This is a genomic window from Psychromarinibacter sp. S121 (assembly GCF_049801035.1).
Classification (GTDB): domain Bacteria; phylum Pseudomonadota; class Alphaproteobacteria; order Rhodobacterales; family Rhodobacteraceae; genus Psychromarinibacter.
The window spans coordinates 222,002-243,853 of the sequence record NZ_JBNAGE010000003.1 but is presented as its reverse complement, the minus strand read 5'-3'; the positions used below and the strand labels follow the sequence as shown (position 1 = coordinate 243,853).

The 21,852-nt window shown below is 65.9% G+C and carries 24 protein-coding genes and 1 tRNA gene; 17 read left to right on the top strand and 8 right to left on the bottom strand.

Translation table 11 applies throughout. The features are described 5' to 3' along the window. Positions 1-17: 17 nt before the first annotated feature. Positions 18-578, bottom strand: a complete 561-nt coding sequence (locus ACP156_RS14945; protein WP_425052152.1) for an NYN domain-containing protein — start codon at positions 576-578, stop codon at positions 18-20. 180 nt (positions 579-758) lie between these two features. Then, complete coding sequence (locus ACP156_RS14940) at positions 759-1,796, bottom strand: cytochrome C (protein WP_425052846.1); 1,038 nt, start codon at positions 1,794-1,796, stop codon at positions 759-761. Positions 1,797-2,102: 306 nt separating this feature from the next. On the opposite strand from ACP156_RS14940, the gene ACP156_RS14935 reads away from it, so the two are divergent. The 8 genes from ACP156_RS14935 to ACP156_RS14900 all read left to right on the top strand — a co-directional run bounded on the left by ACP156_RS14935 (position 2,103) and on the right by ACP156_RS14900 (position 8,148). Then, complete coding sequence (locus ACP156_RS14935; protein ID WP_425052151.1) at positions 2,103-3,350, top strand: Na(+)-translocating NADH-quinone reductase subunit A; 1,248 nt, start codon at positions 2,103-2,105, stop codon at positions 3,348-3,350. Beyond that, positions 3,347-4,120 (top strand): RnfABCDGE type electron transport complex subunit D, encoded by a 774-nt coding sequence (locus ACP156_RS14930; protein WP_425052150.1) that lies wholly within the window; start codon positions 3,347-3,349, stop codon positions 4,118-4,120. Before ACP156_RS14935 ends, ACP156_RS14930 begins: the two co-directional genes overlap by 4 nt. After that, positions 4,113-4,913 (top strand): FMN-binding protein, encoded by an 801-nt coding sequence (locus tag ACP156_RS14925; protein WP_425052149.1) that lies wholly within the window; start codon positions 4,113-4,115, stop codon positions 4,911-4,913. Before ACP156_RS14930 ends, ACP156_RS14925 begins: the two co-directional genes overlap by 8 nt. Next, positions 4,913-5,569, top strand: a complete 657-nt coding sequence (locus ACP156_RS14920; RefSeq protein ID WP_425052148.1) for an NADH:ubiquinone reductase (Na(+)-transporting) subunit D — start codon at positions 4,913-4,915, stop codon at positions 5,567-5,569. The genes ACP156_RS14925 and ACP156_RS14920 overlap by 1 nt, the downstream gene beginning before the upstream one ends. Beyond that, a complete protein-coding gene (gene nqrE / locus ACP156_RS14915) occupies positions 5,566-6,177 on the top strand; it encodes an NADH:ubiquinone reductase (Na(+)-transporting) subunit E (protein ID WP_425052147.1) in 612 nt (203 codons plus the stop codon). Before ACP156_RS14920 ends, nqrE begins: the two co-directional genes overlap by 4 nt. Then, positions 6,174-7,394 (top strand): NADH:ubiquinone reductase (Na(+)-transporting) subunit F, encoded by a 1,221-nt coding sequence (gene nqrF / locus ACP156_RS14910; RefSeq protein WP_425052146.1) that lies wholly within the window; start codon positions 6,174-6,176, stop codon positions 7,392-7,394. The genes nqrE and nqrF overlap by 4 nt, the downstream gene beginning before the upstream one ends. Positions 7,395-7,566: 172 nt before the next feature. Continuing rightward, positions 7,567-7,962 carry a CBS domain-containing protein gene (locus ACP156_RS14905; protein WP_425052145.1) on the top strand — a complete coding sequence of 132 codons (396 nt, stop codon included), beginning with the start codon at positions 7,567-7,569 and terminating at the stop codon, positions 7,960-7,962. 110 nt (positions 7,963-8,072) lie between these two features. Then, positions 8,073-8,148: transfer RNA gene (locus ACP156_RS14900), tRNA-Thr, on the top strand. A gap of 58 nt (positions 8,149-8,206) precedes the next feature. On the opposite strand, the gene ACP156_RS14895 is transcribed toward ACP156_RS14900, so the two are convergent. Both ACP156_RS14895 and ACP156_RS14890 read right to left on the bottom strand, forming a co-directional pair. Next, positions 8,207-9,862 (bottom strand): ABC transporter permease, encoded by a 1,656-nt coding sequence (locus ACP156_RS14895; protein ID WP_425052144.1) that lies wholly within the window; start codon positions 9,860-9,862, stop codon positions 8,207-8,209. A gap of 143 nt (positions 9,863-10,005) precedes the next feature. Then, on the bottom strand, positions 10,006-10,272 hold the full coding sequence (locus ACP156_RS14890; protein ID WP_425052143.1) for a DUF2312 domain-containing protein: 267 nt from the start codon (positions 10,270-10,272) through the stop codon (positions 10,006-10,008). Positions 10,273-10,415: 143 nt separating this feature from the next. On the opposite strand from ACP156_RS14890, the gene ACP156_RS14885 reads away from it, so the two are divergent. After that, the gene (locus ACP156_RS14885) at positions 10,416-10,631 is read left to right on the top strand and encodes a hypothetical protein (RefSeq protein ID WP_425052142.1); all 216 of its coding nucleotides are present in this window, start codon (positions 10,416-10,418) and stop codon (positions 10,629-10,631) included. A 117-nt stretch (positions 10,632-10,748) separates the two neighbouring features. On the opposite strand, the gene ACP156_RS14880 is transcribed toward ACP156_RS14885, so the two are convergent. Together ACP156_RS14880 and ACP156_RS14875 are read right to left on the bottom strand one after the other, a co-directional pair. Further along, complete coding sequence (locus tag ACP156_RS14880; protein WP_425052141.1) at positions 10,749-10,961, bottom strand: hypothetical protein; 213 nt, start codon at positions 10,959-10,961, stop codon at positions 10,749-10,751. A 66-nt stretch (positions 10,962-11,027) separates the two neighbouring features. Continuing rightward, complete coding sequence (locus tag ACP156_RS14875; RefSeq protein WP_425052845.1) at positions 11,028-11,360, bottom strand: TraR/DksA family transcriptional regulator; 333 nt, start codon at positions 11,358-11,360, stop codon at positions 11,028-11,030. 193 nt (positions 11,361-11,553) lie between these two features. On the opposite strand from ACP156_RS14875, the gene ACP156_RS14870 reads away from it, so the two are divergent. Genes ACP156_RS14870 through ACP156_RS14860 form a run of 3 tightly spaced genes read left to right on the top strand, consistent with a single transcriptional unit; the run spans position 11,554 to position 12,849 of the window. Beyond that, positions 11,554-11,979, top strand: a complete 426-nt coding sequence (locus ACP156_RS14870; RefSeq protein WP_425052844.1) for a YeeE/YedE family protein — start codon at positions 11,554-11,556, stop codon at positions 11,977-11,979. Next, the gene (locus tag ACP156_RS14865; protein ID WP_425052140.1) at positions 11,979-12,410 is read left to right on the top strand and encodes a DUF6691 family protein; all 432 of its coding nucleotides are present in this window, start codon (positions 11,979-11,981) and stop codon (positions 12,408-12,410) included. Before ACP156_RS14870 ends, ACP156_RS14865 begins: the two co-directional genes overlap by 1 nt. Before the next feature lie 10 nt (positions 12,411-12,420). Continuing rightward, a complete protein-coding gene (locus tag ACP156_RS14860) occupies positions 12,421-12,849 on the top strand; it encodes a TIGR01244 family sulfur transferase (protein ID WP_425052139.1) in 429 nt (142 codons plus the stop codon). Positions 12,850-12,874: 25 nt separating this feature from the next. Here the strand turns inward: ACP156_RS14860 and ACP156_RS14855 are convergent, their stop codons facing one another. Beyond that, positions 12,875-14,506 carry a hypothetical protein gene (locus tag ACP156_RS14855; RefSeq protein ID WP_425052138.1) on the bottom strand — a complete coding sequence of 544 codons (1,632 nt, stop codon included), beginning with the start codon at positions 14,504-14,506 and terminating at the stop codon, positions 12,875-12,877. Between the two features lie 128 nt (positions 14,507-14,634). On the opposite strand from ACP156_RS14855, the gene ACP156_RS14850 reads away from it, so the two are divergent. Together ACP156_RS14850 and ACP156_RS14845 are read left to right on the top strand one after the other, a co-directional pair. Next, positions 14,635-15,945, top strand: coding sequence for an ATPase (locus ACP156_RS14850; protein ID WP_425052137.1), 1,311 nt, complete (start codon positions 14,635-14,637; stop codon positions 15,943-15,945). 117 nt (positions 15,946-16,062) lie between these two features. Further along, positions 16,063-16,413, top strand: coding sequence for a RidA family protein (locus tag ACP156_RS14845; RefSeq protein WP_425052136.1), 351 nt, complete (start codon positions 16,063-16,065; stop codon positions 16,411-16,413). A gap of 123 nt (positions 16,414-16,536) precedes the next feature. Here the strand turns inward: ACP156_RS14845 and ACP156_RS14840 are convergent, their stop codons facing one another. Then, a complete protein-coding gene (locus ACP156_RS14840) occupies positions 16,537-18,075 on the bottom strand; it encodes an MDR family MFS transporter (protein ID WP_425052135.1) in 1,539 nt (512 codons plus the stop codon). Between the two features lie 140 nt (positions 18,076-18,215). On the opposite strand from ACP156_RS14840, the gene ACP156_RS14835 reads away from it, so the two are divergent. From ACP156_RS14835 to ACP156_RS14825, 3 genes are read left to right on the top strand one after another with little or no spacing between them, the layout of a single operon-like run. Beyond that, a complete protein-coding gene (locus tag ACP156_RS14835; protein WP_425052134.1) occupies positions 18,216-18,860 on the top strand; it encodes a MarR family winged helix-turn-helix transcriptional regulator in 645 nt (214 codons plus the stop codon). Positions 18,861-18,870: 10 nt separating this feature from the next. Next, entirely contained in the window at positions 18,871-19,323 is a 453-nt protein-coding gene (locus tag ACP156_RS14830) for an NUDIX domain-containing protein (protein ID WP_425052133.1), read from the top strand. A gap of 53 nt (positions 19,324-19,376) precedes the next feature. After that, positions 19,377-21,821, top strand: a complete 2,445-nt coding sequence (locus ACP156_RS14825) for a ligase-associated DNA damage response DEXH box helicase (RefSeq protein WP_425052132.1) — start codon at positions 19,377-19,379, stop codon at positions 21,819-21,821. Positions 21,822-21,852: the final 31 nt, after the last annotated feature.

The window sequence follows — 21,852 nt, the reverse complement described above, 5'->3', positions numbered from 1 at the left end:
TCAGCGCACGGCCCGTGTCATGTCTCCGCAGGGAACCGCAGGTTCAGCTTTCCCGCGCGATAGCTTCCCTTGATCAGATATCCGGGCTCTCGCACCTCCGGATAATCTTCGGCCCAGTCGCGGAACCGGTCATTGGTCACGACCGTCGCGCCCAATTCACGCGCCGCATTCAGGATGAATGAATCCGCCGGCGTGCCTCTGGGCACCACCATGACCCGGTTCAGGTTCAGGTTCAGCTTCTGAGCCAGCGCGCGGTCGTCCATGTACTGACCGCCCAGCTTGTACCCCGCATTGGCATCGAACACGACGCCGGGCTCGTAGCCGGCCTGCGACAGATGCTCGACCAGTTTCACCACCGGAGCGATTTTCGGGGTTCCGTCGTCCCAGTGCATGACGTTCGAGCCATCCACAAGGATCCAGCGCAGGCCGGTCTTCTTGCGGGCGCGACGTTCGCGGATCAGCGAAACGCCCAGCAGAATGAGGCTTGCGATCGCGCAGGGCGCGGCCAGAAGCAGAAAGTCGCTGTAGGCGGGCACCGCCAGCGCGGCAGCAACCGCGCCCAGTGAAAGCAGAACCAAGATCAGCGGAGCAATCATCCGGGCAGACTATCGCTGCGCATGCGCGGGGCAATGGTGGAATTCTTGACCCTGCCCCGGCGCTGCGCCTTGCGCTTCGCTCGCTTCAGTATTCGCAGGCGCGCCGCTTTCCCAAGCAGCACAACGCGCCGCGATGCGCTCCGTTTGCCACCGTGGGGCCCGTCAGCGGACGAGCCCCATCGACGCCATATCGGCGCCAAGCGGACCGGAGAGATCCTCGATCGAGTCGTACAACAACTCCAGCGCGTAGTGCGGGTTGTGCACGAAGATCCCCGGGTCTGCGGTCACGACCTTCCAATTGTAGACCGCCCGCAGCAGGCGCGGGGTCCAGCTTGCGTAGCGGGTCGCCCGCCCCTCGGCCTGATCCACCACACCGTCTGCGTTCGAATCCGCATAGAAATACGGATAGTGCGCACCGTCGTAGATGATCGGCGTGCCGGCCACCTCGGCGGCATATTCGCCAATCATCTCCATCAACACCTCTGCGTTGGCCTCGATGTCGGCGCTGATCCCCTTCGAGACGTCGCCGCTGCCATCGTAGCTTGTCCGCGAGATCCGGATGTCCATCGGGTCATCGGCCTGATGGCAGGTCAGGCAGGTCAACTCGGTGATCTCAAGGCTGTGCGGATCGTGGCACGACACGCAGGTCGCCACGGGTTTGGCGTGCAGGAACCGGCCCGAATAGGTCTTGCCGGGATACTGATAGCCCACCTGCCCGTAACCGCCCAGCATCGTGGCCGCGCCGATGTTGTAGTGCGGATTGATAAAGCCCAGGTCGGCCGACACCGTGTCTTCTTCCAGCCCGGAGATAGCGCCGGCAACGGTTGTGCCCGCCGCGCGGCCCTGGTGGCAGGTCGTGCAGGCCGCCTCGCCTCCGTTGACCGGATGCACCACGCCCGACGGCAAGGTGATTTCCGTCACTTCCGCGATGCCGGGGCTATGACAGGTCTCGCAATCCACAACGCCGCCCACGGCGACGGCTTGGTCATTCCCCGGCGCGCTGCCGTCCAGCCCGTGAAACGCCCGGAAGCCCGAGCCCGAGTGGCACGTCGCGCAGGTGGCGGGAATTTCGCCATCCTCATCCCAGTGACGAAACGCCTCGGTGGACGAATCGCTGTGCCCGGACCGCGCCCAGTTGCCAATCGCGATGGCGTTGGGAATGCGGATCGACTCGGGAGAGAACGGGCCGCTGTTCGGCATCACGAATGCGGGCTCTTCGCCGGCGGCTTCCGTTGTGGACGCCGCATCTTGTGCAATTGCAGCATTTGGGAGCGTTCCCAAAACAAGTATTGAAAATGCAACTTTTAATCCGGCCCGCAATATTCTTGCGGTCGGACAGTATTCGCTTTGCTCACGCATGGCTGACCTTGCTGTATGCTGGAATGAATTGCTACGCTCAGCGTACCAAAACACATGCTTCGCGACAATCACGTGTCGCATTACATTCATATCTGACCTTTACCCAAAAGGAGACGCAGGGTGCCCAGGCTCTCTTCAGCCGGACTTTTGCTCCGACTTTCGGAGGAGGCGCCTGCGCGACTTCCGGCAGAGCTTACGATCACGGACGAATGCGCGCTGACTGCGCGTCCGGCTGACGATTTCCGGGTGGAACCGCTGGTGCGCGAGGGCGATCTGCTCCAGCAGGGCGCGCCGGTTCTGCGGTCGCGCCGCGAGCCCGACGTCATGGTGACCGCACCGGTGCCGGGACGGGTCGCCGAGATCACTTTGGGCCCGGGGCACCGGCTGTCGTCGATCAAGTTCTTCCACGAACCGGGCGCGGGTCGAAGGCAGTTCGATCCGACTGGCGCGGAAGATGACAGCGACCGGTTGCGGGCGTTGCTTCTGGCGTCCGGCCTGTGGCGGCGGCTGCGGTCGCGGCCCTATGGTCGGGTGCCGCCGGTGGCCGAAGACCCGTCGGCGATCTTCGTGATGGCGATCGACACGCGGCCTCTGGCCCCCGACCCGCGCACCGTTCTGCACGAGGTTCAGGCCGACTTCGAGCGTGGCTTGCGGTCGTTGTTCCTGCTGACCGGCGGCCCCGTCTTCCTGTGTCAGGACGAGGGTGAGGAACTGGTCGGCAAACCAAGGTTCTCGGACAGGCTGCGCGTCGTGACGGATCGCCACGTTCATCCGCACGGGCTGCCGGGATACCAGATCCACGCCCGCCACCCCGCCCGCGTGGGGCGGCCGGTCTGGGACATTCACGCCGAGGACGTGGCCGCGTTCGGGACGCTGCTGCGTGAGGGGCTTGTGCCAGAGACCCGGATGGTTGCCGTCACCGGCACCGCTTTGACCAAGCCGCGGCTTGTCCGCTGCCAGCCGGGCGCCGATCTGCGCGCGCTGTCCTATACCCATACCGTTCCCGGTCCGCACCGCATCCTGTCGGGCTCTCCGCTTGACGGGGAAGAGGCACGCTGGCTTCGGCCGCGCGACCGTCAGGTTTCGGTGATGTCTCCGGTTCCCGGCAACGACAAGGGTCACTGGTTCCTGTCGGCGCTGCGGCTCGCCTCGCGACCGATGCCGCTGGTGCCAAACGCGGCGCTGGAACAGTCGATGGGCCAGGCGCTGCCGGTGATGCCCTTCCTGCGTGCGCTTGCAGCGGGAGACACCGAAACCGCCGTCCGCCTTGGCGCGCTGTCGCTGTTGGAAGAGGATCTGGCGCTGGCCGACTACGTTTCGAACGCCGATCCGGGCCTTGCACGGCTGCTGCGCAGCCTGCTCGACAGGGTGCAGGCAGAAGAGGAGCCCGCATGATCCGGGGCCTGTGGGACCGCGAGACCATCGCGCTTACGCTGCTGGCCGCGATGTTGCCGATGGGTGCGTCGTGGCTGATCGCGGGCGGGCTGGAGGCCGCGGGACGGCTGCTGTTTTTTCTCGTGGTCGCGGGGATCTGGCATGTCCTGTGGATGCTGGCCCGCGCACAGCCGCCGTCCTTTGCCGGGGCGCTGACCGCGCTGGCCATCGCGATGCTTGCGCCCGAAGACCTTGGTCTGTTCGCCCTGCTGCTTGGCACAAGCTTCGGGGTCGTGATGGCGGAACTGGCCTTCGGGGGCTGGGGCCGCAACGTGCTGAACCCGGCGACCATTGCCCTGGCCTTCCTCGGCTTCAGCTATCCGGCAGCGCCGTGGCCGGAACTGCCGGTGCAACTGGGGTGGGCCGCATGGCCGGCAGCCGCGATCGGCGTGGTGTTCGGCGTCACATCGCTGCGGTTGCTTGCGGGCGCGGCTTTGGGCTTTGCGGCGGCGATGCTTGCCGGTCTCGACCTGACGGCGGTGTGGACCGGCGCGCTGGTGGCGCTGATGCTGCTGGTATGCGACCCCGTCGCAAGCGCGGCGACGGGGCTTGGCCGATGGCTGAACGGCCTGCTTTATGCCCTGCTGATCGCGCTGTTCGCCGTGTTCTGGGACACCGCCGCGCCGGTTCAGGCGGCTGTCTCGGCGGCGCTGCTGACCTCGCTCGCCGCGCCCCTGCTTGATGAATTTGCAATCGCACTCTGGCTTGCCCGAAGGAAACGCCTTGGCTGACTTGAACCCGATCACGCTGTGGCGGCGGCTTCTGGCGCTGCCGAACGAAAGCCGACCGAAGACCGTCGCGATGGCCTTTATCGTCTCTGCCGCCTGCGCCTTCGCCGTCACCGGCGCGACGGTGGTACTTCGCCCCATCCAGCAGGCCAACCGCGCGGCGGAACAGCAGCTACGGCTGGAGGCGCTGATCGCGGCCATTCCCGGCATGAGCGCCATTCTCGCCGGAAGCGACGGCCACGCCTCGACGGTGATCGTCGATCTGGAAGAGGCAGACGCGGTCCCCGGCATGACACCCGCCGAACTGAGCACGGCGCTTGATGATCCGGCCTACTGGACGCAATTGACCCCGGAACGCGACATGGCGGGCATCGGCGGACGCCCCAACCTTGCGCAGATCTACCTGCTGAAAGACGCGGACGAGGACGTGTCGCTGGCGATCCTTCCGATCTTCGGCGCGGGGTACAACGGTCCGATACAGGCGATGCTGGCGATCCATGGCGACATGCAGACCATCGCGGGGATCACCATCACGGAACAGTCCGAGACACCGGGCCTTGGCGGGCGCATCGAAGAGCCGACGTGGCAGGCCAGCTTTGCCGGGAAGCGGTGGGAAGACGCCGCAGGCGTGATGCGGTTCTCGGTCGCCCGCGGTCCGTCGGCCAGCGAATACGAGGTCGACGGCATAACCGGAGCCACGCGAACCTCGAACGCGATGAGCCGGATCGTCCGGTTCTGGCTGGGCCCGGACGGCTATGGCCCGCTGTTGGACGCCATCGAGCGGGGCGAGTTCTGATGACCGCGCTGTTTGCCACCCTGACCGAACCGCTGGTCCGCAAGAATCCGATCACGCTGCAGATCCTTGGCATCTGCTCGGCGCTCGCCGTCACCACGTCGCTGGACACGGCGCTGACCATGTCGGTGTCGCTGACCGTGGTGGTGGTGCTGGCCGCCGGCATCGTCAGCCTGATCCGCAAGCACATCCCGAACAGCATCCGCCTGATCGTGCAGATCGTCATCGTCGCCTCTCTGGTCATCGTCATCGACCAGGTGCTTCAGGCGTTCTTCTTCGACATCTCGCAGCGGCTGTCGGTCTTCGTCAGCCTGATCACCACCAACTGCCTTGTGCTGGGGCGCACCGAAAGCTTCGCGCGGTCGAATCCTCCGCTTCCGGCGATGGCTGACGCGTTGGGCAACGGGCTGGGCTACTCGCTGGTGCTGTGCCTGATCGGCGCGATCCGCGAATTGATCGGCAAGGGTGCGCTGCTGGGCTACCAGGTGCTGCCCACGACCGACACCGGCGGCTGGTTCACGCCGCTGCCGCTGATGCTGCTGGCGCCCTCTGCCTTCTTCCTGCTGGGCGGTCTGGTCTGGGCCATCCGCTCGATCCGCCCGGAACAGGCCGACGCGCCAGAGTTTCCCGCCCCCGAAGTGGCGGAGACGCGCCAATGAGCGGCTTCGGAGAGCTGTTTCTGCGCGCGATGTTCGTCGAGAACATGCCGCTGACGCTGTTCCTGGGCCTTTGCACCTTCCTCGCCCTGTCGAAGCGGCCGGGCACCGCTATCGGGCTGGGCGTGGCGATGATCGGCGTGCTGGGGGTGGTGACGCCCTTGAACCAGTTGATCTACGCCGCCGTCCTCGCCCCCGGCGCGCTGGGGTGGCTGGGCTTCCCCGAGATCGACCTTAGCTACCTGTCGCTGCTGGCATTCATTGGCGTGATCGCCGCGACGGTGCAGTTGCTCGAGATGCTGCTGGAGCGGTTCTTTCCCTCGATCCATGCCGCCTTCGGGGTGTTCCTGCCGCTGCTGACCGTGCAATGCGCGATCCTCGCCGGGTCGCTGTTCATGGTGGAACGCAGCTTCGACACGGTGGAAAGCCTCGCCTTCGGGCTGGGCTCGGGCGCGGGCTTCGCACTGGCCGTGACGCTGCTGTCCGCGATCCGGGCGCGGCTGGCCTACGCGGACCTGCCCGCCGGGCTGCGGGGGCTGGGGATCACCTTCATCCTTGCCGGGATGATGTCGCTGGGCTTTTCGTCCTTCGCGCAGATGGTGGCCCCATGAACGAGATCCTCCTTGGCAGCCTTGTCATCATCGGCCTTGTCATGGCGCTGACCGTCGGACTGCTGGCTGCGCGCAGGCGGCTGGTCCCGCAGGGCGCGGTCGAGGTCGTGGTGAACGACACCCGCCACATCGCGGCGGCGCGCGGAGAGACGCTGCTGTCGGTCCTGCACGGCGCGGGCATCGGCATTCCGGCGGGCTGCGGCGGCAACGGCACTTGCGGGCTGTGCCGCGTCACCGCCACCGGCGAGGGCGCGGGCCTTCCGCAGGCGACCGAGATGGGCGTGCTGTCCGCAGGCGAGCGGCGGGCGAATGTGCGGCTGGCGTGTCAGACGGTGCTGCGCGGCTCGGCGCAGGTGACGGTGCCGGGCGACGTGCTGGCGGCGGAAACCTTCGACTGCAAGGTCCTCTCGAACCGGATGCTGGCCCCGCTGATCCGCGAGTTCGTTCTGGAACTGCCCGAGGGCCGCGCCTTCGACTTCCGCGCCGGGGGCTTCGGCCAGCTGACCGCCCCGCCCTACGCGTTGGACTTCTCGCGGTTCGACGTACCCGAACCGTTTCGCGAGACATGGACGATCAACCGCTGGGACCGCCTGACCGCGCAGTCCTCGAAACCGGTGACCCGCGCCTATTCCATCGCCAACCGGCCCGAGGACGCCGGGCGCATCGTGTTCAACATCCGCCTCGCGGTGCCGCCCGCAGGCCACGAGGGAGAAATCCCGCCGGGCGCGGTCTCGTCCTACATCTTCTCATTGAAGCCCGGCGACACCATCGGTTGCTCCGGCCCCTTCGGCGAATTCCACGTGCAGCCCACCGCAAAAGAGATGGTTTTCATCGGCGGCGGCGTAGGGATGGCGCCGCTGCGGGCGATGATCCACGAGCAGATCGGCAAGGGCACCGACCGGAAGATGTCGTATTTCTACGGCGCGCGCACCGCCGCCGACCTGTTCTATGTCGAGGAATTCGACGCCATCGCGGCGGCGCATCCGAACTTCACGTGGACCCCCGCCCTGTCCGACCCCGCTCCGGGCGACCGCTGGACGGGCGAGACGGGCTTTATCCACGAGATCGTCCGCGCCCGCCTGTCGCGCCACCCGGCGCCAGAGGATTGCGAATACTATCTTTGCGGCCCGCCAGTGATGATCTCGGCCGTTTTCGCGATGCTCGACCGGCTGGGCGTCGAGCGCAGCGCGATCTTCAACGACGACTTCGGGATCTGAGGGATGCATGCCGTGCACCTTGCCCGCGAACTGCGCCCCTCGACACAGCGCGGCAACGTCTTACCTAGCGTCATGGGAGGTGCTGAATGACATACGATGTATTCGTCGCGATCGCTTTTCCTCTGGAGGACTGGGGCCCTGTTCGCCGTACGCCAGCAGAGGGGGAACGGGGATGACACCCGACACCCGTATCTCTTCGGTGATGTCCACCGACTTCCTTCGCCTGACGCCCGAGATGCCGATCCGCGACGCGGTGCGGAAACTTCTGAACGACGGCACGCCCGCCGCGCCCGTGGTCGATGACACCGGAACGCTTGTGGGAATTCTCACGCAGAAGGACTGCTTCCGCTCTGCGCTGAACGCCAGCTATTATCAGCAGTGGTCCGGCACGGTCGCGCAGTATCTGACCGAGGCGGTCCACAGCCTGCCTGCCGACACTGACATCGTCACCGCCGCCGAGGCCTTCATAGACCAGCCCTTCCGCGCCTACCCCGTCCTACAGGACGGCCGGTTGGTGGGCATGCTGAACCGGGCCGACCTGCTGGAGACGTTTCTGGTCTACGGGTGAACTGGCGCGGGGCCGCAGCGCTGGCAGGACCGGAACAAGCCTGCCTGCCCTCCCGGAATGTCGCAGCCATCTTGCCCACGACAGCGCGGCGCGCTACACCGCGCTCCGTGGCCGGTGTAGCTCAGCTGGTAGAGCGTTTGATTTGTAATCAAGGGGTCGGGGGTTCGAGTCCCTCCGCCGGCACCACGACAGCACGACAGAGAGTTGCTGGGGGGCGATTGCCCACGGCCCGTGGCACGGGCCGCTAGCGGTTCGTCCGCGCCAGCAGCAGCACCGCCATCAGTCCGACAAGAACCACCAGCAAGGCCGCGGGCGAGGCTTGGCCGATCTGTTCCAGCGATGCCTTCTCATGTACCCGCGTTGCCAGCGTGTTGTAGTTGAACGGACGCAGCAGCAGCGTTGCGGGCAATTCCTTCACGCAATCGACGAAGACCAGCAGCAGCGCGGTGCCGACCGAGCCTTTGATCAGCGGCACGTAGACCTCGCGCAGCGCGCCACCCGCGGTGCGGCCCAGCGAGCGGGCAGCCATCGGCAGGTTCGGCGAGACCCGCCCCATCGCCGCGTCCGCCGCGCCCTGTGCGATGGCGAAGAACCGCACCGCGTAGGCATAGACGATGGCAAAGGCCGAGCCCGTCATGACCAGTCCGATGTCCCAGCCGGTCGCAGTTTCGACCGCGTCGGCAATCGCGTTGTCGGCGGTGGCCATCGGGATCAGCAGGCCGACCCCCAGCACCGCGCCGGGTGCGGCATAGCCGATGGTGGTGATCGGTAGCAGCGCGCGCGGCACGCCGCTGCGGGCCAGCCGGACGCCGTAGACGAGAAACAGCGCCGCCGCCACGGTGATGACCGAAGCGATGCCGCCGACGGTCAGCGTGTGCCACAGGGCCAGCAGCAACCCGCGATCGACCCAGTGTTCCGGGTTGTCGAGCGCGTGGCTCAGGATCACGCCGCCCGGCAGCAGAAAGCCCAGCGCAAAGGGGAAAGAGCAGATGGCCAGCGCCAGCATCGCCGCCCCGCCCCGCAGGCGCTGCGGCTCGACCGGGCGCTGTGAACGCGACATGCGGTAGAACCGGCTGCGGCGACGGCCGAGTTTCTCCAGCCCCACCAGCAGCAGGATCAGCACCAGAATGACGCTTGCGATCTGCGCCGCGCCGCCTGCGTTGCCGGACTGAAGCCAGACGCTGAAGATGCCGGTGGTCAGGGTCTGGACCGCGAAATAGTCGACCGTCCCGAAATCGCTGACCGCCTCCATCATGGCAACCGCCGTGCCGGCGGCGATGGCCGGACGGGCAAGCGGCAGGCCGACCCGCCAGAACCGGCGGAACGGGCCCGCGCCCAGCGCCTGCGCCACCTCGAAGGTGCTGCCCGACTGGTCACGAAACGCCTGCCGCGCCAGCAGGTAGACGTAGGGATAAAGCGCCCCCGACAGCACCACGATGGCGGCCCAGCGCGAGCGGATTTCCGGGAACCAGTAATCGCGCGCCGTCTGCCAACCGAATGCGCCGCGCAGGCCGGTCTGCACCGGCCCCGCGTATTCGAGAAAATCCACCAGCGCATAGGCACCGACATAGGCCGGGATCGCCAACGGCAGCAGGTTCAGCCATTGCAGCAGCTTCGAGCCGGGGAAACGGTACATCACGAGGATCCACGCCAGCCCGGCCCCGGTCGCGGCGCAGATCAGGCCCACGGACAGGGTCAGCAGCAGCGTATTGCCAAGGTATCGCGGCAGCGTCGTCGAGACGAGGTGCGGCCAGATGTTCTCGGTCGGGTGGAAGGCGATCCAGATCACCGAGAGGATCGGCATGACCACCAGCGCCGCGATTACCGCCGCGCCGACCGACCACCGGTCCGCCCGCCACCGCACCCGCGGCCGGCTCCCCTGAAGGATCTCTCCGGACATGCCCGGCAGTTATCCCGTCGCCCCGCCCGTTGTCCAGCGGCGGCGGTCGGCCGTGGGGGGCGATGCAGGTTCGTTGTTCGTCAAGAAACCCACGCGGGCGCGCACCGGTCGAAGCGCGCCCCGCGCAGCAGGACCCCGCAGGGTCAGCCCATGCCAAGCGCCTGCTTGTACATGTCGAGAACCGCTTCTTCCTCGGCGATGTCGTCGGGCTCGCGCTTGCGCAGCGCGATGACCTTGCGCATCACCTTGGTGTCATAGCCACGCCCCTTGGCTTCGGCCATCACCTCTTTCTGCTGATCGGCGATGTCCTTCTTCTCGGCCTCCAGCCGCTCGTAGCGCTCTATGAACTGGCGCAGCTCGTCGGCGGTGACGCGGTAGCTTTCGGGCGGGGTGTTGTCGATGTCGTCCATTCCGCGGGTCTCCTGCTCTGGCCATTGATGTCCGGCCTCTTGGCTTTCCGGATTACCGCCCGCCCCCCCGTCCCGCAAGGGGCAGACTTGCCCGTGGGCGGGTTCCGGGGTACCCGCACCGGGCGTATTGACGGGAGAGCGCGATGGAGTGGCTGATCTGGCTTGGTGCGGCGGTGTCGCTGGTGGGGCTCGCGGGGCTTGTCTGGTGCATCGCGATCGTGGTTCGGGCGAAGCGTCAGAAACTGAGCGACGACGAACTGCGCGACCGCGTGCGCCGCGTCATTCCGCTGAACATGGGCGCGCTGCTGCTGTCCGTGTTCGGGCTGATCATCATCGTGTTCGGGATCGTGCTTGGCTGAAGACCAAGCCGCGCTGCGAAGCCAAGCCGGCCCGGCGCCCAGCAACGACACATGGCTTAACGACGGTCGGGGTTTAGCCCGACCGCCAACTTCAGCCCCGGCGGCTGAGAAGCCCGTCTAGACCGGCACGTTGTCGAAGAATTCGTCCGTGTCCTCGTCTTCCAGCCGGCGGCTGAGACGCACGTAATCTTCCGGCAGCGGCAGCCCCAGCGCCTCGTATTCCGCCAGCGTCCGCCGCAGTTGTTCCTGCAGCATCGCCCGGTTTTCGGGGTGCCTTTGAATTTCGTCCAGCAGTCCGCTGACCGTTGCCTTGAACCTTTCGAATGCCATTTCCGCGTCCTCCTTCTCGGTCTGGCAAGCTGCAACCGCGTGGCGGATCGTCCGGTCGGCTCCCCCTCAGGACCGGGCCGTCGCCCCCGCGCAGGTACGGCACAATGGGGTATAGGGTACCACATCAAGCCGCTCTGGTTGAATCACTTCGCCACAGCGTGCGCAGAATCCGTATTCGCCCGTGTCGATCCGTTCCAAAGCCGCGCGGATCATGGAAATCTCCACCTGACCACTGGTCCCGAGGCTTTCGAGCACCTCATCGGTCTCGCGTTCGGTCGCCAGATCTTCCCAGTCTTTCGACTGGTGCGAATCGATTTCGGCCTCGATTCCGTCGAGCCGCGCTTCGAGTTCCGCCAAGCGGCGTTCCAGCACCTTGCGGCGTTCTTCCGTAGTCGTCATGGGCATTCAGTTTTCTCCCTTTGCGCGACAATAGGCGGGCGGCTTCCGGCGGGCCTTGATTCAGGTCAAGATTGCGGGAGCCGGAGGCGCTGCCATTGCAACACATGCAGCAATTGCTATATGAAGTCGCGGACAGCCGCCGAGCGCGCCCGCCGGGGTGCGGAAGCATGGCGCGGCAAGGAGTTAAGACATGATCGAACAGGACTGGATCTGGGGCCTCGTCGGCGGCCTCATGATCGGCAGCGCCGCGGCGCTTTTTCTTCTCGTTAACGGCCGCATCATGGGCGCGTCGGGAATTCTCGGCGGGCTGGTGGACGGCTCGGGCAAATCGAACTGGACAGAACGCGCGGCCTTCATCGCGGGGCTGATCGTCGTGCCCCTGCTGATGCTGCCGATCTATACCGAGGTCGACACGCATATCTCGACCAATCCCGCCGTGCTGATCGCCGCGGGCCTTCTGGTCGGCATCGGCACACGTCTGGCGAACGGCTGCACCTCGGGGCACGGAGTCTGCGGTATCTCGCGCTTCTCGCTGCGGGGCATGGTCGCGACCGTCTTCTACCTGATGGCGGGCGGTATCTCGGTCCTGCTGTTCAAGCACATCCTGGGAGTGATCTGATGCGGGCTTTCTTTGCGCTGATCTCCGGCGGCCTGTTCGGCGCCGGTCTGCTTGTGTCGGGCATGGTCGACACCGCCAAGGTTCAAGGCTGGCTGGACGTGTTCGGGGACTGGGACCCGACGCTGGCCTTCGTTCTGGGCGGCGCCATCATCCCGATGGCGATTGCGTGGCGGTTCACGATCGGACGCGCGCCGAAGCTTGGCGGCACCTTCCCGGAAAAGCCCAACCCGCGCATCGGCCACAACCTTGTCGTGGGCTCGGTTCTGTTCGGCGCCGGCTGGGGACTTGCCGGCCTGTGCCCCGGCCCGGCAATGGCATCGCTGACCTTCGCGGGCTGGTCGGGGCCTCTTTTTGTGGCATCCATGATCGTCGGCATGCTCGTCGCGCCGCCGGTGCGCAGTTGGGTAGACGGGATCGCTGCGTCGTCGTAAGGATTCCGGCATGGATATCCGGCACATCACCCCCGACTACGCGGTCTCGCCGCAGATCGAACCGACCGACATGGCCCTGCTCGCCGAGCAGGGCTTTACCATGGTCATCAACAACCGTCCCGACGACGAAGTGCCTCCGACGCACCAGTCCGACGCGATGCGCGCCGCGGCCGAGGCCGCCGGGCTGACCTATGTCGAGAACCCGGTCGTGAACGGCGCGATGACGATGGACATGGTCACCACGCAGGGCCAGTCGATCACCGACGCCACGGGCCCCGTGTTCGCCTACTGCCGCTCGGGCACCCGGTCGACGATCGTCTGGGCACTCAGCAATGCGGGCGCGCAGCCCACCGACGCGCTGCTGACGGCCGCAGCGGATGCGGGCTATGACATCTCAGGCCTGCGCGGCCAGATCGAGAGCCTCGCGCAGGGCGGCTGACCGCCCTGCTCCGCCGGGAGGGCCGTCAGCCTTCCCGGTCGAAGGAATACAGCCAGTACAGCGGCGCCTTGCGCACCTCTGTCACGGCGATCCCCGCTTCTTCGATGGTCTCCAGAATGTCCTTCCGGACACTCAGCGACGTCGGGCACAGCGGCACCAGAAGGTAATCCGCGCTTTCGATCCCCGGCAGGCCGCCATAGTACCACGGCGCACCGTGCTCCAGCCGGCTCAGGCTTCCGAACATCCAGTGCCCCATGAACAGATCCGCGACGAACACGCGCTTGTTGTCTGCCAGCCCGTTTTCCTCGAGATCCGTCACGATGGCCTCGAACCAAGCGATGATGCCCATCTGCAACTCGCAATAGGGCAAGGGCGTGCCCTGAAAGCTCACCCGCTCTTCGTCGCGCTTGGCCTTGCCCGCGCGATCCTCGAGCCCCGAGCCCGGCACGTCCAGCGCCACCAACCCATCCACGCGGTTCGCCCGGATCTCGCGCACCTGAAGGTCATGGTGTTCGGGATTTCGCACAAGGATCGGCTGGTAGTCGTCCACGTCGAGGCTCAGGTGCCGGAACGGGCTGTAGGCGAGGTTCAGCATCGAGGGCGCGGCGAAGGCGATCGCGATAGCCGCGGCGGTGATGAGCGCCTGCGCCAGCGGCCAGCCCAGGCTGTTGCGCAGTTCCGGGCGCACTTCTGGCACCAACAGCAGGACGGCCAGCAGCATCAGCCACTGGGGGTCGTTCCCGAAGTTCTGCCACGTGACGTAGATGAAGCCCGGCGCCAACAGCAACAGCGCCAGCCCCAGCGTCATTTCACCGGCCTGCCGCAGCAGGATGATCGCACCCAGCGCCACGGCCGAGGCGCCCAGATAGGCGGGCGCCATAACGATGGTGCGCAGACCGAAGCCCGGCGCGGGGCGAACCGAGGACGCCGAGACCTCGCGTAGGTCGTTCATGTAGGCGAACCAGAAATCCAGCGTCGCGAAGACCGACACGATCAAAGCGACGCCCAGCCCGCTGGCCAGTGCACCCCGCAGCGCCTTGACGTTGCCGTTGGCAAGAAGCCCCACCACCACGGGCACGAGGAAGGCGGCGAAATAGGTCACCTTGCACAACGCAAGAAACGCAAGTCCCACGCCGATGATCAGCCCGTCCAGCACGTCGTTGCGGATCTCACGCGGGGGCAGCACCGCCAACACGATCACCACATAGCTGACGGCCCAAGCCCAGCGATTGTAGTGCATCGAGATCGACACCGACCGCTCGGACTCGCCGTGGACCAGCGCCATCACCAGCACCAGCACCGACAGCCCGAACAGGTAGGCCGCGCGGCGCGGCAGGCGGCTCATCCCCGCCCAGAACACGGCAGGCAGCAGGATGAAGGCCAAAAGAACCTGGCTTAGCAGGATCGAGATGCCGACACCCAGCCCGAGGTTGAGGAACAACACGATCGGCGCAAAGGCCAAAAGGCCGATGGGCGTCATGAAGTCGATGTGCGGCCACTCTCCGCTGGCCATGCGGAACAGGATCTGCAGCAGGTGCAGCGTGTCGCCTTCATGCTTGGCCAGATAGAACCCTCCCTTGGCCAGCGTCACCGATCCGAGGATGACGATGACGGCCACGAGAAAGGCTATGAAAACTGCGGGATTAGGTCTGCTCATGCCCTTGGGGTGTCCATTTTTTTGCCACAGTAACCTGTCAGAAAACCAACCAAGTCAACCTGTCAAGGGTCGCGGCCGGAACACCCGGCAGGATCAGGCCGCCGAAGAAGATCGTTGGAGAGCAGTCGATGAACATGCAAGCCGCCCCGGTGATGGCACCCCCGGCGCCGAAGAGCCTCGAGGACACCGGACTGCCGACCGTGGTGATGCGGGACATCCTGCTGAAGACCATGTTCCGCCGCAATCTCGAGCAGGTGACCGAGCTTGCGCGCGTCCTTGCGCTGCCGGTGCAGGTCACGCAGGAACTGGTAGACCTCTGCCGCACCCAGCGCCTTGTCGAGGCTACGGGCACGTTGCACGCCACCTCGGGCGGCGAGATGGGATATCAGCTGGCCGATGCCGGCAAGGCCCGCGCGCTGGATGCGCTGTCGCAGTCGGAATATTACGGCGCCATGCCCGTCCCGCTGGAGGACTACGGCACGCAGGTCAAACGCCAGTCGATCCGCAACATCCACATGTCGCGCGACCAGCTGACCGGCGCGATGGGCCACCTGATCCTGCCGCCGACGCTGATCGATCAGCTTGGCCCGGCGGTCGGTTCGGGCCGCTCGATCCTGATGTACGGCCCGCCGGGCAACGGTAAATCCTCGATCTCGAACGGCATCCGCGATGCGTTGGGCGACACGATCTTCGTGCCGCGCGCCGTGTTCTACTCGGGTCAGGTAATCACCGTTTACGACCCGATCGTCCACACTGTCGCCGAAGAGCTGGTAGACGACCCGACCCAACTGCGCCGGGTGTCGAACCGCTATGACCGCCGCTATGTGCTGTGCGAACGCCCGACCGTGATCACCGGCGGTGAACTTTCGCTGGACATGCTCGACCTTGTCTACAACGCGACCTCGCGCACCTATCAGGCGCCGTTGCAGCTGAAGTCCACCGGCGGCGTATTCATCGTCGACGACCTTGGCCGCCAGAAGGAACCGCCACAGGCGCTGATCAACCGCTGGATCGTGCCGCTGGAAGAATCGAAGGACATCCTTGCCCTGCAATCGGGCGAGAAGTTCGAGGTTCCGTTCGACACGCTGGTGATCTTCTCGACCAACTTCCACCCGAACGAGATCTTCGACAAGGCGGCCCTTCGCCGGATCTTCTTCAAGATCAAGATCGATGGGCCGAGCCAGAAGGATTTCCTCAAAATCTTCGCGCTCGTCGCGAAAAAGAAGAAGATGCCGCTGGACGAGAAAACCCTCGTGCACCTGATCAAGAACAAGTACCCGACGATCGACAACGTCTATGCGAACTATCAGCCGATCTTCCTGATCGACCAGATGATCGCCATCTGCGAGTTCGAGGGCATCCCCTATCAGATGACCCCCGAATTGATCGATCGCGCTTGGGCGAACATGTTTGTGAAGGACGAGAAGATCGTGAAGTAAGGCCGGGGCGGCATTCGCCCCTGCCCGTCCTTCGCTTTTCCATCCATCCGCTCTGGACCTTGCCTCGGACCCGCGTCTAGATCGCCGCGGACAGAAACCCGAACTCCGAGGACCGACATGGCCGAGATCGAACGCAAACACACCAACGACCGCATGAGCCAGATCGTGACGCATGGCGACACCGTCTATCTGGCCGGCCAAGTCGGCACCGCCGGCGCCGACATCAAGACCCAGACGCAGGACTGCCTGGACAAGATCGACGCGCTGCTGGCCGAAGCCGGTTCGGACAAAAGCCACCTGCTTCAGGCGATCATCTGGCTCGCCGACATGCGCGACTTCAACGACATGAACACGGTGTGGGACGCTTGGCTGCCCTCGGGCGCCGCTCCGGCCCGCGCCTGCGGTCAGGCGAACCTTGCCGCGCCGAACATGATCGTCGAGATCACGGTCATCGCCGCCAAGGCCTGACCCGGCAGCCCGCAGTCGCGGGTCCAGAAATGAAACAAGGGGGCCCGAGCATGCCCCCTTGTTCCACGAACGCGGCGCCCGGACCTTCCTCGAACGGGCGGCGCTCGTCAGGGCTCCTCCGCCCTACTCCGCCGGCACCGCGGCCGGCTCGTCCGAATTGCGGTCGGGCACGCGGTCCGACAGCGGCAGTTCAACCATCAACAGCGCCACAAGGCAGGCCAGGCAGGCCATCACCGCGCCGATCAGGAACACTGGTTGCAGGGCGTGGGCGATACCCAGACCGACCTGCGCCTGAAGTTCCGGATCCATGGCCGCAATCGCCTGAGCCGTCAGCCCGCGCGGGTTGGCCCCGCCCAGCGCCGAGCCAAGCTCTCGCGTCAGGCCGTGGGCGAAGATCGCCCCGAACAGCGCGGTTCCCAGCGAGCCGCCGATCAGGCGGAACATGTTGGCGCTTGCCGTTCCGACGCCGACCATGTGGCCCGGCACCGAGTTCTGGATCGCGGTCACGCCGACCCCCATCACCGGACCGATGCCGATCCCCGCCGCAAGCACGCAGACGACGATCATCCAGTTTGGCGTGGACGGCGACAGGGTCGACAAGGCGCCCATCGCCACCGCCAGCAGCAGGGTCGAGAAGACCGGCAGGATGCGGTAGCGCCCGGTGCGCGACATGAAGATGCCCGACAGCGTCGAGGCAGTGATCATGCCCAGCATCATCGGGAAGATGAACAGACCCGACGCCGCCGGCGAAAGGCCCTTCACGACCTGCATGAACATCGGCACGAAGGTGATCGTTCCGAACATGGCGACGCCGATGATCGTGCCGACCGTGTTCGACACCACGAAGTTGTTGATCCGGAACAACTGCAGCGGCAGCACCGGTTCCTTCGCGCGGTATTCCGCGGTGATGAAGGCCCCGAACGCGACGGCCAGCGCCGCATACAGGGCCAACATCACCGGGCTCGTCCAGGGGACGGGATTGCCACCGATGCTGGCGATGACGACAGCAAGGGAGAGGGTTGCCGCCAATAGTCCCGCGCCGGCATAGTCGATGACCGGTTTCCGGCGCGGCGGGAGCGACTCCAGCACGATGGCGAGAATGGTGAAGGCCAGAAGGCCAAGGGGGATGTTCAGAAGGAACATCCAGCTCCAGTGGAAATGCTGGACGATGAAACCACCGGCCAGCGGGCCGATGACCGTCGAGAAACCGAAGACGCTGCCAAGGATACCCTGGTAGCGGCCACGCTGGCGCGGCGGGACGACGTCGGCGACCGTGGCCATCGAGACGACGATCAGGCCGCCGCCGCCAAGGCCCTGAACGAAGCGGCCCAGCACCAGCATCCAGATGGTGCCGGCTGCGGCGGACAGCAGCGAGCCCACCAGAAAGACGCCGATGCCGATCTGCAGCACGCGCTTGCGGCCATAAAGGTCGCCCAGCTTGCCGAAGACAGGCGCGCCGACGGTCGCCGCCATCAGGTAGGCGGTGATGACCCATGTAATCTGATCGAGCCCGCCCAGTTCGCCGACGATGATCGGCAGGGCGGTGGTGACGACGGTCTGACCGAGAGAGGCCAGAAGGAGGACCGAAACGACGGCCAGGAAGGTCAGCTTCAGTTTCGCTCGGTCCACGCCGTCAGGATGCGTATGCAAATCCTGTGACACGTGGTTTTCCTCAAGAAATATGGCCGAAGGCCGAGAATTGGTGCGAGTCGCACCCTTGATGCCTTCGTGTTGCGTCCATATTTGTGCCGAAGACAAATATATGTCAATAGCATGTATTTGTAAAAAGACATTTCCGCCGTATGATAGGGGCGGGATCAGATCTGGAGGGCAAGACCATACCGTCTCGGGATGAAGTCATCGCGGAGTTTCTCGCGTCCGCGGGAATCGAGCGCAGCGTCACGGAAGATGCGCTGGATATCGACGCCTCGCTGCAGGCTTGGCGTCGGCGCGTAAACAAACGCGAACTGGGACGCGCCGCGTTGCAGGCCTTTGGGCTGGATTCGGAAATCGACCTGCCGCAACTGGACGTGCTGATCGCGATCTGGGCGCCGTCGAAGGAATTCGGCAAGGATCGCGAGCCGGAAACGATGGTGGCCACCGTCGCACAGCGGCTGAACATCGACCCGTCGCGCGCCTCGCGCATGGTGTCGGACCTGATCGGCAAGGGTCTCGCCCGTCGCGCTGTCAGCCAGACCGATGCGCGCCGCACCATTGTCGAACTCACGGACCGTGGCCACGCCATCGTCGATGCGGTACGGCGGTTCAAGTACCTCGTGATGGGCGAATTCCTGTCCAGCTGGACCGAGGAAGAACGCAAGACGTTCAAGCCGCTGCTGGAACGCTTCGTGTCATGGGCGGACGAAGCATGGGCCGTGGGCCCTGACCGCTTTGCCGACGAAGTGAACCAGATCGCCGAGGGTCTCGCGCGCAAGTGCGCCTCCTGAGGCAGCGCGCGTGACGCACCGGATCTCGGCCGGGGCGATGGTATTGCGGGGCGAGGCCTTGCTGCTCGCCCGGCACTTCAAACCCGGCCGATACGATTTCTGGGCGCCGCCGGGCGGTGGCGCCGAGGGCGCCGAAGAACTGGCGCATACCGCCGAGCGCGAATGCTTCGAAGAAACCGGCATCCGCGCCCGGGCGCGCCATCTCGCCTACATCGACGAATTGATCGACAGCCACGGGCGGATGGTGAAGTTCTGGTACGTCGCCGATTATGTCTCGGGCGAGATCGACGTGACCGCCAACCCCGCAGAGGACGAGTCCATATCGGACGCCGCTTGGTTCACGCGCGGTGCGCTGCCTGACGGGCACGTCTTCCCCGAGGTGCTGCACGGCAGGTTCTGGGACGATCTTGCCGCCGGCTTTCCCGAGACGGTGAAGCTTCCGCTGAAACAGGCGCTCTTCTAGGCACACCCGGTCGCCCCTTCCCCGACCCCGGTGCCTGCCCTATCTCTGGCGTCATGGCCGCCCTGCCCCTCGCCTTTACCGACTGGTTCGCCTCTAGGGGATGGACCGTTCACCCGCACCAGCAGGCAATGCTGGAGCGCGCCGACGCGCCCGCCTTGATGCTGGTTGCGCCGACCGGGGGCGGCAAGACGCTGGCCGGGTTCCTGCCGACGCTGGCGGAACTGGCGGATGGCGGGCACCAGGGGCTGCACACGCTGTATGTCTCGCCGCTCAAGGCGCTGGCCGCCGACATCCGCCGCAACCTGTCGACTCCCGTGGCCGAGATGCGGCTGCCGATCCGGATCGAGGATCGCACCGGCGACACTTCGGCCACCGCGAAGAAACGCCAGCGCGCCGACCCGCCGCATATCCTGCTGACCACGCCGGAAAGCCTTGCCCTGCTGCTCAGCTACGAGGACGCGCCGCGCATGTTCGCCGGGCTGAAGCGGGTGATCGTCGACGAGATCCACGCGCTGGCGGAATCGAAGCGCGGCGATCAGCTGATGCTTGGGCTGGCGCGGCTGCAGTCGCTTTGCCCCGGACTGCGCCGCGTTGGCCTGTCGGCGACGGTCGAGGACCCGCCCGCGCTGGCGCGCTTCCTTGCCCGTCACCCCGACCCTTGCGAAATCCTCTATGCCGACCCCGGCCCCGATGCGGACATCCGCATGCTGGAGACCGAGGAAAAACCACCATGGGCGGGCGGCGGCGGCGCCTATGCGATCCCGGCTGTGCTGGAGCAGGTCAAGAAGCACAAGACCACGTTGATCTTCCACAACACCCGCGCGCAGGCCGAGATCTTCTTTCACAACCTCTGGCTGGCGAATGACGAGGATCTGCCCATCGGTATCCACCACGGCAGCCTTGCCCGCGAGCAGCGCCAGAAGGTCGAAGCCGCAATGGTGGCCGGCGAACTGCGGGCCATCGTCTGCACCGGCACGCTTGATCTTGGCATCGACTGGGGCGACGTGGACCTGATCATTCAGGTCGGCGCGCCGAAGAACGTGAAGCGGCTGATCCAGAGGATCGGGCGGGCCAACCACCGATACAACGCGCCCTCCAAGGCGCTGCTGGTGCCCGCCAACCGGTTCGAGGTCGTCGAATGCGTCGCGGCGCTGGAAGCGGCGAAGGCGCGAGACCTCGACGGCGACCCGCGCGGCCCCGGTCCGCGCGACGTGTTGTGCCAGCAGGTCCTGATCGCCGCCTGCGCCGGCCCGATCGACGCGGATGCGCTGTACGCCGAAGTCACCACCGCCGGACCCTACGCCGCCCTGACCCGGCCAGAGTTCGACGCCTGCCTCGATTTCGTGGCCACGGGCGGTTACGCGCTGCGGGCCTATGATCGCTGGCAGCGGCTGAAGCAGGCGCCCGACGGGACGTGGGCGCTGCGCGACCCGCGCGCGGCGCGGCAGATCCGAATGAACATCGGCACCATTCAGGACAGCGAACTGGTGAAGGTCCGCATGCGCGGCCAGGGCAAGCCCTTGGGCGAGATCGAAGAGGGCTTTGCCGCCACGCTCACCAAGGGCGACACCTTTCTGATGGCCGGGCGGATCGTCCGGTACGAGGGCCTGCGCGAAACGACGGTCGAGGTCACGCGGACCAATCACTCGAAGCCCCGCGTCGCGGCCTTCATGGGAACGAAGTTCGCGACCTCCACCCAACTGTCGCACCGCATCCTGCGCATGTTCCAGCAAGACAGCTGGCCCGAGCTTCCAGACCACACCGCCGATTGGCTGGCCCTGCAGCGCGAGGTCTCGAAGATGCCGGAGGCCGACCGCCTGCTGGTCGAGAGCTTTCCTTGGGACGGCCGCGAGCATACCTGCATCTACGGCTTCGCGGGACGCAACGCGATGCAGACGCTTGGTCTGCTGCTGACCCAGCGCATGGAGGTTCTGGGTCTGCATCCGCTGGGTTTCGTCTCGACCGATTATGCCGTGCTGATCTGGGGCCTCGACCGGCTTGACGACCCCGCCCCGCTGTTCGAGCCCGGCGACCTGCGCGAGGCGTTCGACACGTGGCTGGGTGGCAATGCCGTGATGAAACGGACCTTCAAGGCCAGCGCGGTGATCGCTGGGCTGATCGACCGGCAGACCGGCGGCCAGCGCAAGACCGGCAAGCAGGCGACGTTCTCGTCCGACATCCTGTACGACACGCTTCGCCGCTATGACCCTGATCACCTGCTTCTCGACATCACGAAGGAAGAGGCGCTGAAGGGCCTTGTCGACTTCGGGCGCATCGAGGAAATGCTCGACCGGACGCGCGGGCGCATCGACCACGTAACGCTGGACCGAGTGACCCCGCTGGCCGCGCCGATGTTCCTTGAGGTCGGCAAGGTACCCATTCACGGCATGGCCACCGACCGCCTTGTCGCCGAGGAAGCAGAGCGCCTGATGCAGGACGCGGGGCTTGGCGAGAGCGAAACGGCAAATCCCCGCCGCGGCTGGCGTGTGCCCTATTGACGACTGCCATTCGGCAGAGTCTATCTTGGCG